The 10,220-nt window shown below is 72.8% G+C and carries 8 protein-coding genes and 1 pseudogene; 1 reads left to right on the top strand and 8 read right to left on the bottom strand.

Annotated elements, in window-relative coordinates; genetic code table 11:
• Positions 1 to 435 precede the first annotated feature (435 nt).
• Positions 436 to 543 (bottom strand): annotated as a pseudogene (locus CM1CMNOD_RS23035) (tectonin domain-containing protein); the annotation flags it as partial.
• 727 nt (positions 544 to 1,270) lie between these two features.
• On the opposite strand from CM1CMNOD_RS23035, the gene CM1CMNOD_RS10750 reads away from it, so the two are divergent.
• Entirely contained in the window at positions 1,271 to 2,149 is an 879-nt protein-coding gene (locus CM1CMNOD_RS10750; RefSeq protein ID WP_013873673.1) for a DNA adenine methylase, read from the top strand.
• 53 nt (positions 2,150 to 2,202) lie between these two features.
• Here CM1CMNOD_RS10750 and CM1CMNOD_RS10745 read toward each other — a convergent pair whose 3' ends face one another.
• From CM1CMNOD_RS10745 to CM1CMNOD_RS10715, 7 genes are all read right to left on the bottom strand, one after another.
• Complete coding sequence (locus CM1CMNOD_RS10745) at positions 2,203 to 3,243, bottom strand: sirohydrochlorin chelatase (protein WP_241245633.1); 1,041 nt, start codon at positions 3,241 to 3,243, stop codon at positions 2,203 to 2,205.
• Positions 3,244 to 3,433: 190 nt separating this feature from the next.
• Positions 3,434 to 5,338, bottom strand: a complete 1,905-nt coding sequence (cobJ, locus tag CM1CMNOD_RS10740; protein WP_013873670.1) for a precorrin-3B C(17)-methyltransferase — start codon at positions 5,336 to 5,338, stop codon at positions 3,434 to 3,436.
• A 150-nt stretch (positions 5,339 to 5,488) separates the two neighbouring features.
• A complete protein-coding gene (gene cobM / locus CM1CMNOD_RS10735) occupies positions 5,489 to 6,445 on the bottom strand; it encodes a precorrin-4 C(11)-methyltransferase (RefSeq protein WP_013873669.1) in 957 nt (318 codons plus the stop codon).
• The gene (cobI, locus tag CM1CMNOD_RS10730; RefSeq protein WP_013873668.1) at positions 6,442 to 7,212 is read right to left on the bottom strand and encodes a precorrin-2 C(20)-methyltransferase; all 771 of its coding nucleotides are present in this window, start codon (positions 7,210 to 7,212) and stop codon (positions 6,442 to 6,444) included. The genes cobM and cobI overlap by 4 nt, the downstream gene beginning before the upstream one ends.
• The gene (locus CM1CMNOD_RS10725) at positions 7,209 to 8,720 is read right to left on the bottom strand and encodes a cobyrinate a,c-diamide synthase (RefSeq protein ID WP_013873667.1); all 1,512 of its coding nucleotides are present in this window, start codon (positions 8,718 to 8,720) and stop codon (positions 7,209 to 7,211) included. The genes cobI and CM1CMNOD_RS10725 overlap by 4 nt, the downstream gene beginning before the upstream one ends.
• A complete protein-coding gene (gene cobO, locus CM1CMNOD_RS10720) occupies positions 8,714 to 9,319 on the bottom strand; it encodes a cob(I)yrinic acid a,c-diamide adenosyltransferase (RefSeq protein ID WP_013873666.1) in 606 nt (201 codons plus the stop codon). Before cobO ends, CM1CMNOD_RS10725 begins: the two co-directional genes overlap by 7 nt.
• A gap of 3 nt (positions 9,320 to 9,322) precedes the next feature.
• On the bottom strand, positions 9,323 to 10,220 hold an 898-nt coding region (locus tag CM1CMNOD_RS10715), incomplete at its 5' end, for a vWA domain-containing protein (RefSeq protein WP_131773970.1).

The raw sequence follows: 10,220 nt of genomic DNA, 5'->3' as shown, positions 1-10,220 counted from the left end.
TAAGCGCCATTGCCCACTACTGGATCGTCGACACCGACAGCCCCTCGATCACCACCCTCGCGCTCACCGGGGCCGAGTACTTCGAGGTCGGCACAGTCCACGGTGACGAGGTTCTGACGGTCACCGCGCCGTTCCCGCTGACCATCTCCCCTTCCCAGCTCCTCCTTACCTGAAGCACATCCGTGGTGATGTCCGGGCGCGTTCCGACCTGTGCCATCGGATATGCAACTTTCCGCTTCGCTCTCCTCCGGCGGACGGGCCCTCCGATCGGCGGAACCGCTCGCCCGGTATTGGCCATGATAATGATTATTATCTCAGCCGTGCGAATGCATCCATCTCTGGATCATGTTCGGCTGGATGTCGAGATGGCGGATCGCGCTCTCCCCGGTCCGTGCACGGACCGGGGAGAGCGCACGTGATGTGGCTGGCGGGTCCTTACCCGTCCTGGTCTCCGGTGTAGCGGTAGATATTACCGGCGGCGTTCACGCCCCACACTGTGCCGTCGGCGGCCGCACCGATGTCGACCAACGCACCAGGAATGTTGACCCACGGATTCGCGTCGTTCTGTCACCCGCGGTTTATCTGACATGCCGGAAGGCAGCCCCAGCACTTCTGCGAAGGTACTCGAGGATGTCTCCGTACGCGAGAACTGCAACGTGGTCCAACGTCGCTCGCCCAGGCAGGGAAATTCCTTTCCATGGCGGAGAGTCACCGCCATGAGCGCCGTCGACCAGACCTCGACCCGGTTGCGCCGAACGATTTATGATGATCATCTGTTCGAATCTTTCTGGTGTCGCGGATTCGATGACGGTGGTGTTTGCGGCCGTGCTGACAGGGCCGTTTCACAGCTGACGGTCCGGATCAGTCGCCTCCGGCCACGATCGGAGTGGCCTGGCCTGGACGGATGCCTCCGGCGCGTCGGAGCATGCTGGGGGTGGGCGCGCCCACCCCCAGCGATCACTGCATTCCCGGTGCTTCATGATTGCCATGGGGAGGACGTCCCCGAAGATGTCATCCCGTCGATGTCACCCTTGTGACCGAGGGATCACCGGCAAGCCTTGATCCGAACCGGTCGATCGAATTTTTTACTGAAAATAATCAGATCTTCCGCTTAGAGCTCGCACGCGATGTCGGATTTCCGACATCAGGGCACGCTGTGGTAGAGCCCGGGTTCCGCGGTTCGTGGGTACACGGCGAAGATCGTCGAGGTGAAACCGTGGGTCGCGGAGCGCCGTCGGGCCCTGTCGCACGGAACATGTAGTCTTGACGGGTGCAGCCGACGGGTCTGCGGACCACGAGCCGTATCCCCGCCGAGAAGCCGTTTCTGAAGTGGGCTGGTGGCAAGACCCGATATGCGAGCGTGCTCGTGGGGCTGGCGCCGGAGTTCACCGGCGCGTACCGGGAGCCCTTTCTCGGTAGCGGCGCGGTGTTCTTCGAACTGGGGCCCGGCCGCGCCGTTCTCTCCGACGCGAACGAGGAGCTCGTCGTCTGTTTCCGGGTCGTCGCCGAGGATCCGGAGCCGGTCATGGCGCGGCTCGACGAGATGCCCAACACGCCCGAACACTTCGAACACGTGCGCCGGCAGCGTCCCCAGGATCTCAGTGACCTCGACCGGGCCGCCCGGGTCGTCTACCTCAACAAGACGAGTTTCCGGGGGCTGTGGCGGGTGAACTGTCGCAACGAGTTCAACACGCCGTACGGCGCCTACGACCGTCCCTACTACAATCGGACGACATTTCTGCGGGCCGCCCGGGCGTTGAGCGGCGCCGTTGTCAGAGTGGCCGACTTCGAGCAGGCGATCGACGACGCCGAAACGGGTGACTGGGTGTACTGCGACCCGCCGTACGTACCACTCGGTGGCTGGGCCGATTTCAAACGGTACACCGCCGGCCAGTTCGGGGCGGACGACCAGGTGCGGCTTTACAGGGCGATGCGTCGCGCGGCCAACCGGGGGGTTTTCGTCACCATGACCAACAGCGACACGCCGTTCGTGCACGAACTGTTCGGCGGCGACTTCCATATCCTGCGGCTGCCCACCCGGCGTGACATCAACCTGAACGCGTCCGCCCGGCGTAGCTGGGACGTGGTGGTGACCACCTACGATCCGCCCGTGCCCGCACAGGTCCTCGTCGACCGCCGGGCGCGGTAGCCGCGAACGACCCCGGCCGGGCCGTGGCCGGGTCGGATACGGACGCCGGCCGTTCAGAGCGTCCGGGATACATGCCGGTGATGACCATGGCCGTGACCATGGCCGTGACCGTGGCCATCACCGACCTGACCGTGGTCATGGCTGTGGCCGCGGTCGTCATGGTGATCGTGGTGGTGGTGTCCGTGGGGATGCGCGGGATCGTCCGGATGGTCGTGGGGGGTCTGGGGGGCGGCCACCCGGTGCTCGAAGCCGGGCAGCGCGATCCGGTACAGGCAGGTGTCGCAGTTCATCCGGATGTCCCCGGCCAGCGCCTCGGCGAAGCGCTCGAACACCAGGTCCACCAGGGCGTCACTGTCGCCGAGCAGGCCCGCGCAGCGCACGTCGACGTCGGGATGTTCGGCGGCCCAGGCGGTGGCCTGACTGACCACCCGCTCCGGCAGGACGCCGGTGAACAGGAAGTAGGGCGCCACCACGATCCGGTACGCCCCCAGCCGGCGGCAGCGCTCCAGGCCGGCCGGCACACCCGGCTCGGCCAGGCTGATGAACGCCGGTTCGACACCGATGAACCCGCGTCCCTCCCACAGCAGCCGGGCGACCTTGGCGATCTCGGCGTTGGCGTCCGGGTCGGTGGAGCCCCGGCTGACCAGCAGCACAATCACCTTCGCCCGCTCGGCGTGCGGGTAGACCGCGTCGATCCGCTCGTCGAGCGCCGTCAGCAACGTCGGATGCGGGCCGAGCGGGCGTCCGTAGGTGTAGCGCAGACCGGGATGGCGGGCGCGTTCGCGGGCGAGCGCGCCGGGGATGTCGCCCTTGGCGTGCCCGGCGGAGACCAGGGTCAGCGGTACCACCGCGAGCCGCCGGTGGCCGGCGTCGACGAGGCGGGCCACCGCGTCGGCCACCGGCGGGCGGGACAGCTCGATGAACCCGCCGTCCACCGGCGTCCCGTCGGCCCGTTCACGGACCCGTTCGACGAACTCCTGGAACTGCGCCACCCCGGCCGCGCTGCGGGTCCCATGCCCGACGATCAACAGCGCGGACGCGGGCGGAGCGCCGTCCATGCCACTGTTCGTGGCCACATCCGCGGCCGTGGCCACGTTCAGGTCCGCATCCGATCCTGCGCCTGGGTCCGTCACGGGTTCAGCCCCTCATGCAGCGGTGCGTTGGACACGGCGGGCACTGACACGGCCGGCATCGACAGCGGTGGCGACGGCGGCGTGCCAACGGTTCTCCCCGACCGGTGGAGCGTGCGGGCAGGGCCGCCACACGCGGCCCGGGCCTGGTCGGTCAGCTCCACCGGTACCCCCTCGAGGTGACGACGTGCCCGGCCACGACACAGGTGTGGGTGCTGCCGACGACCACCGTCGTCGTCATGCCGACCAGCTCCAGCCGTGGCGCCGGGGTGGCGGTCAGCTCCCCGATCGTGGCGACGGTGACCTGCTGGGCCGGGCGGAAGGCGTCGGTGACGATACCCACCGGGGTCGACAGCGGACGGTGGGCGGCCAGCAACGTCAACGCCCGCGGCAACTGCCAGGTCCGCGCTTTGCTGCGCGGGTTGTAGAACGCGACGACGACGTCGGCCCGCGCCGCCGCCCGGACCCGCTGTTCGATCACGTCCCAGGGGGTGTGCAGATCCGACAGGCTGATCATCATGTGGTCGTGGCCGAGCGGCGCGCCGAGCAGCGCCGCGGCGGACAGCGCCGCGGTCACCCCCGGGACGCCCACCACGTCGAAGGATCCGTCGGCCCGTTCCAGTGCCGGGCTGCCCATCGCGTAGACGCCGGCGTCCCCGCTGCCGATGAGCGCGACCGCGTGACCGGCGCGGGCGGCATCCACGGCCGCGCCGGCGCGTGCCTCCTCCGCTCCGAGGCCGCTGGCGAGCACGCGCGCGCCCGGCCGGATCAGGTCGCGGACGGAGTCGAGGTACTGGTCCAGACCGACGATCACGCTGGCGCGGGCGAGTTCGCGGGCGGCACGTGGGGTGAGCAGGTCCCGGTCGCCCGGGCCGAGGCCGACGATGGCCAGCCGGCCGCGGGGACGGTGCCGGGCCACCGCCACCGTGGCGTGCGCGCTCACCTGTTTGGGCACGACGAGCTCGGCGGTGCCGGTGGATGTGCCGCCCCCGTCGGGGCCGAGCAGGCTCGCCGCCTCGGCGACGCTCGGCGTGCCGACCGCGGCCCGCACCACCTCGGAGGGATGCGGGACGTCGACGGCCGCGAGCGCCGCGGCCGGGTGCACGACCAGCGGCCAGCCGAACGCGCGGGCGGCGGCGACGATGCCGGCCTCGTCCCGTTTGGCCTCGACGGTGGCGAGGTGACGCACGGCCAGCGGTGACAGCCCGGCGTCGGCCAGCGCGCGTTCGACGAGGCCGATGATCTCGTCGGCGGGCACGCCCCGGCTCGCGCCGACCCCCACGACCAGGCTGGGCGGCCGGTAGACCACCGCGGGCGCCGGCGGCGCGACGACCCGATCGGTGATCACGATGGCGGACGCCGCCGGCCGATCCGGCGGAACCGGCGTGGCCGGCGCACTGCTCCCGTCGGGTTCAGCGGCGTCACCGAGGGTGCCTGGACCAGCGGGAACGGGATGATCGGCGGGTCCGGTCCGGCCAGTGAGATCGGTGAGATCGGCGGGCCGGACCGTTCCCGGCAACGGCGGCAGCGGCCAGACCGCGTCCGTGTACAGGGTCACGGGCTCCTCGGCGAGCAGCGCCGTGCCCACGGTGGCGAGCCGTGATCCGGGCTCGACGCGCAGGCCGATGTCGGCGCCGAATGAGTCGAGGGCGGGGACCGCGGCGGCGTCACTGGCAGTGGTCACGACGGCGGTCGCGCCGAGCGTGGCGGCGACCCGTTCGGCAAGGTCGTTGGCTCCGCCGGAGTGCCCGCCGACGAGGGCGACCGCCCACCGGCGCGCCTCGTCCACGCAGACCACCCCCGGGTCGCTGTCCTTGCCGGTGAGCAGGCCGCCGGCGTGCGGGCCGCCGGCCAGCAGCCGGACGGTCGCGCCGGTCGCGAGGAAGCAGACCACCCCGGCGCATTCGGTGACGGCGGCGGTGAGCGCCTCACGGGCCGTGCCGTCGTAGTGGCGGGAGTCCGGCCAGGACCGTTGCAGATCCCGGGCGGCCGCGCGGCCGGCGGCGGTCACCGCGACCAGGCCGATGCCCGACCGGCCCGGCGTCCTGGCGTCCGTCATCGTGACCATCCGTCATCATGATTGTTCATTGCGATGCGCACCGACGCGTTCTCCCCAGCGGACGGCCGTTCCTGTCGATCGCCGCCAGCCGTACGGCCTCACCCGGGACGGTTTCGTGGCGGTCTGCGTGGGACACCCCAACGAATATGATCATGCTGGCCCGGTTCCGCGGGCATCCGTCGGTGAGTCGGATGAGGGCCAGGGCTGTGAGGTACGGGATTCCTCGGGCGTAGGAGGACCGTCGCGGACAGGAGCGTCACGGACAGGAATGTCACGGACAGAGGAGGGCCGGGAGTCGCCCAGGGTCGTCCGCAGCGCGCTGCGAGCGGTCCGGTCGGCCCGGCGGAACCCGTGGAAGTGGCCGGGGTGGTACAGGTGTGAGCGGGTCCCGCCGGCGGCGAGGGCGGGGCCGACCAGCACCAGCGTGTGCTTCCACAGCTTGTGCTCACGGATCGTGGCAGCGAGGTCGGCGAGTGCGCATCGCACGATCAGCTCGTCCGGCCAGCTCACCCGGTAGGCGACCACGCAGGGTGTCTCCGGTGGGTAGCCGCCGGCGGTGAGCTCGGCCTGCAACTGGCCGGAGCGGGCCGCCGAGAGGAACAGCGCCATGGTCGTGCCGTGCGCGGCGAACCGGGCCACCTCCTCCCCGGGCGGCATCGGGGTCTTCCCGCCGGCAAGCCGGGTCAGGATCACCGACTGGGCCACCTGCGGGACGGTCAGCTCGCGCCCGACGGCCGCGGCGGCCGCGGTGAAACTGCTGACCCCGGGGACGATGTCGGTGGCCAGCCCCAGTTCGGCGCAGATCTCCAACTGTTCCTGCAGCGCCCCCCACAGCGCCGGGTCACCGGAGTGGATGCGGGCCACCGCGAGCCCGCTGCCCGCGGCCCGCCGGTAGATCTCGTGTACGCCTTCCAGCGGCAGCCCGGCCGAGTCGACGATCTCGGCGTCGCTGTGGGCATGGGTGAGCACGTCCGGGTGCACCAGCGAGGACGCCCAGATGACCACGTCCGCCTCGCCGATCACCCGGACGGCGCGCAGGGTGAGCAGGTCCGCGGCCCCGGGGCCGGCTCCGACGAACGTGACCCGCCCGGGTGGGCGGGCGGTCATACCGGCCACTGCCGGCGCCGCGTCGAGATCACCGTGGACAGGTAGGGGCCAGGCTGGTCGCGGGGCAGGTCGGCGGCGAGGCGGATGTCCTCCTCGGGCAGGCCCGTGCAGGCACCGTAGACGGCCGCGCCGTGCGTGCCGGCCAGCCGGTCGGCCTCGGCCAGCACATCGAGGACCTGCGGCAACGCGCGCCCGCCCTTGTAAGCGATCACGGTGTCGTGGTCGGCCACCGCCCGGCGGTAGGCGTCCACCCCGGCGGTCAGCGGCAGCAGCGCCACGGTCTCGGTGCCCACTGCCAGCACCGTGCCGGAGCGGGCGGCAAGATCCTGCATGGCCATGATGCCGGGGACGGTCTCGATGGTGACCTCCGGTAACAGTGCCCGGACCCGGGCGGCCAGCGTGGTGAAGGTCGAGTAGACGTTCGGATCACCAATCGTGGCGAATGCGACACTGCCCGTGGGGTGTTCGCGTAGGGCCTGGCTGACGGTGACCGCCGGGGCGTCGTAGTCGGCGTCGCCGGTCATCCGGAACGCCACCTGGCGGATCCGGTCGTGGGTGACGTGCGCGCGCACGGTCGCCTCGGCCCGGCCCGGCGGCGGTAGCCCCTCGCTGACCGGGACGAACACGACGTCGGCCCGCTCCAGCGTCCGCACGGCCCGGATTGTCACCAGATCCGGGTCACCGGGGCCGACACCGACGCCGACCAGCCGGCCGCGGACCGGCACGGTGCCGCCGCCCTCACCGCCCTCGACGTTCCCGCCGCTCATCGCGCTCCTCCCGCGGGCCGTCCCGCGCTGGGAGCGGCGGCGGCTGCCGCGGGAGCCGAAACATCTGCCGCGGACGGTCCGGACGATCTTGCTTCGCGGGCCGTGGCGACGAACCGGCGGGCCGCCCCGGGCACGCCGGCCCAGTGCAGGTGCAGGTAGGAGGCGTGCACGTTGCCGTGTACGAAACCCTCCGTCCGGTCGTCGACCCGCCAGGCCGGCCGGGGCACGTCCCCGGCGGGAACGGTGGCGGCGGCAGTGACGACCGACGTGTGGTGGAACTCGTGCGCGGTCACCACGGTACCGGCGGTGACGACCGGGTTGTCGCAGACAGCTACCGCCTGGCGGTAACCGAGAGTGAGACGTGGCCCCATCGTCGTGTCCGCGTCGAGGATCCCGCACATGGGATGCCCGTCGAGGGAGCGGGCCAGGTAGAGCAGGCCGGCACACTCGGCGACGATCGGCGCGCCCCGGCGCGCCAGCGCGACCACCTCGGCCCGCAGCGGCGCGTTGGCCGCGAGCGCGGCGGCGTGCTCCTCGGGGAACCCGCCGCCGATCACCAGCCCGTCGGTGCCGTCCGGAAGTTTTTCGTCACGCAGCGGGTCGACGGTGGCGATCTCGGCCCCGGCGGCGCGCAGCAGCTCGACCTGTTCGGCATAACCGAACGTGAACGCGGACCCGCCCGCGACGGCGATCCGCACCGGCCGCCGGCCGGCAGGCCCGCCGCGCCTGGCCGTCGCCTCGGCCACGGCGTCCGACGGTGTCCAGGGGCGGACGTCCAGCGGCGGGGCCGAGCGGGCCAGCGCGAGCACGGCGTCGAGATCGCAGGAGGCGGCGACCAGCGCCCCCAGCGCCCGGACCGCCTCGGCCGCGGCCAGCGCCCGCTCGGCCGCCGGCACCAGCCCGAGATGCCGCGAGGGCACCGCGGCAGTGTCGTCCCGGCGCAGCACCCCCAGCACGGGGATGCGCAGGCCGGCGACGGCGTCCCGCAGCAGGCGCTCGTGGCCGGCCGAGCCGACCCGGTTGAAGACGACACCGGCCAGGCGCACCCGCCGATCCCAGGTGGCGAAGCCGTGCACCACGGCCGCGGCCGAGCGGCCCGCGGCGGACGCGTCCACGACCAGCACGACCGGGGTGGCGGTCAGCCGGGCCGCATGGGCGGCCGAGGCGAAGTCCGCGGGCTGGCCGGGCCGCGGCACCGACACCCCGTCGAACAGGCCCATCACCCCTTCGACGACGGCGATGTCGGCGCCGTGGGCGCCGTGGGCGAGCAGGGGGCCGATGCGTTCCTCGCCGCAGAGCACGGCGTCGAGGTTGCGCCCGGGGCGGCCGGTGGCCAGGGCGTGGTAGCTCGGGTCGATGTAGTCCGGGCCGACCTTGTGCGGGGAGACCCGCAGGCCGCGGGCGGTCAGGGCGGCCATCAGCCCGGTCGCCACGGTGGTCTTGCCCGCGCCGCTGGCCGGGGCCGCGATCAGCAGCCGGGGCAGGACGATGCCGGGGCCGCTCACCATTCGATCCCCCGCTGGCCCTTCTGGCCGGCGTCCATCGGGTGCTTCACCTTGGTCATTTCGGTCACCAGGTCGGCGGCGTCGAGCAGTTGTGGTGGCGCGGCGCGGCCGGTGATGACGACGTGCTGGCGCCCGGGCCGGGTGAGCAGCGTCTCGACGACCTCGGCCACGTCGAGCCAGCCCCACTTCAGCGGGTAGGTCAGCTCGTCGAGGACGTAGAGCCGGTAGGTCTGCGCGGCCAGGTCCCGGCGGATCTGTTCCCAGCCCTCGCGCGCGGCGTCGGCGGGCTGGGCGTCCGGGTCGATGCGGCGCTGCACCCAGCTCCAGCCCTCGCCCATCTTGTGCCAGGCGACCGTGCCGCCCTCCCCGGTGGCGGTCAGCGTGCGCAGCGCCCGTTCCTCCCCGATTCGCCACTTCGCGGACTTGACGAACTGGAACACCCCGACGGGCCAGCCCTGCGCCCAGCCGCGCAGGGCCAGCCCGAACGCCGCGGTCGACTTCCCCTTGCCGTCACCGGTGTGGACGATCAGCAGCGGGCGGTCCCGGCGGGCCCGGGTGGTCAGGCCGTCGTCGGGTATCACGGCCGGTTGTCCCTGCGGCATCCCTCAGGCCACCTTCCCGGGCTGGGTGGGAGCTGTCGGCCCAACGGTCGGTTCGGCGGGCCCGCCGAACCGGGCGGAGCCCGATCCCGCCGGCCGTATCGGGCGCACGGGACCGGCGGGGACCGTGGGGCCGGTGGCGACCGCCGGGCCGGCTGCCGACAGGGCGGCCAGCGGGACGGTCGTGCCACCGAGGGCGGTGGCCAGCCGCCCGGCCAGGCCCAGGCGGACGTAGCCGCTCTCGCAGTCGACGACGACGCTGGCTACCCCGGCGCGGGCCAGCGCGTGCGCGGCGGCGGCCGGATCCGGGCCGGTGGTGCACCGCCCGTCGGTGACGACGACCAGCAGCGCGCGCCGGTCGGGGTCACGCCGGCGTTCGGCGGCCAGCACCTGCCCGGCGCGGGTGAGCCCGGCGGCGAGCGGGGTGCGCCCGCCGGTCGGCAGGGAACGCAGCCGGGCCGCACCCACCTCCACGCTCGATGTCGGCGGCAGGACGACCTCGGCGCTGGCACCCCGGAAGGTGATCATTCCGATCCGGTCACGGCGCTGGTAGGCGTCCAGGAGCAGGGAGAGCACGGCGGTGGTGACCGTGCGCATCCGGGCGCGGGCGGCCATGGAGCCGCTGGCGTCCACCACGAACAGCACCAGGTTGCCCTCGCGTCCCTCCCGGACAGCGCCGCGCCGGTCGGACGGCCGCAGCAGCAGCCCCGGCCCGCGGCGTCCGCGGGCCCGCTGCCAGGGCGCGGCCGCCCGCAGGGTCGCCGGCAGGTGCAGGCCGGCGGCCTCCGGTGAGTCGGTGACCACCGCGCCGTGACGGGTGCGGGCCCGGGAGCGCCGCCCGGCGGTGCCAAGGCCGGTACCGACGTCGGGGATCTCCAGGCGGCGGGGGCGGAAGGTCGGGCCG

It is taken from the genome of Protofrankia symbiont of Coriaria myrtifolia, from assembly GCF_900634755.1.
Taxonomy (GTDB): domain Bacteria; phylum Actinomycetota; class Actinomycetes; order Frankiales; family Frankiaceae; genus Protofrankia; species Protofrankia coriariae.
This window is presented reverse-complemented; position numbering and strand designations above follow the sequence as displayed.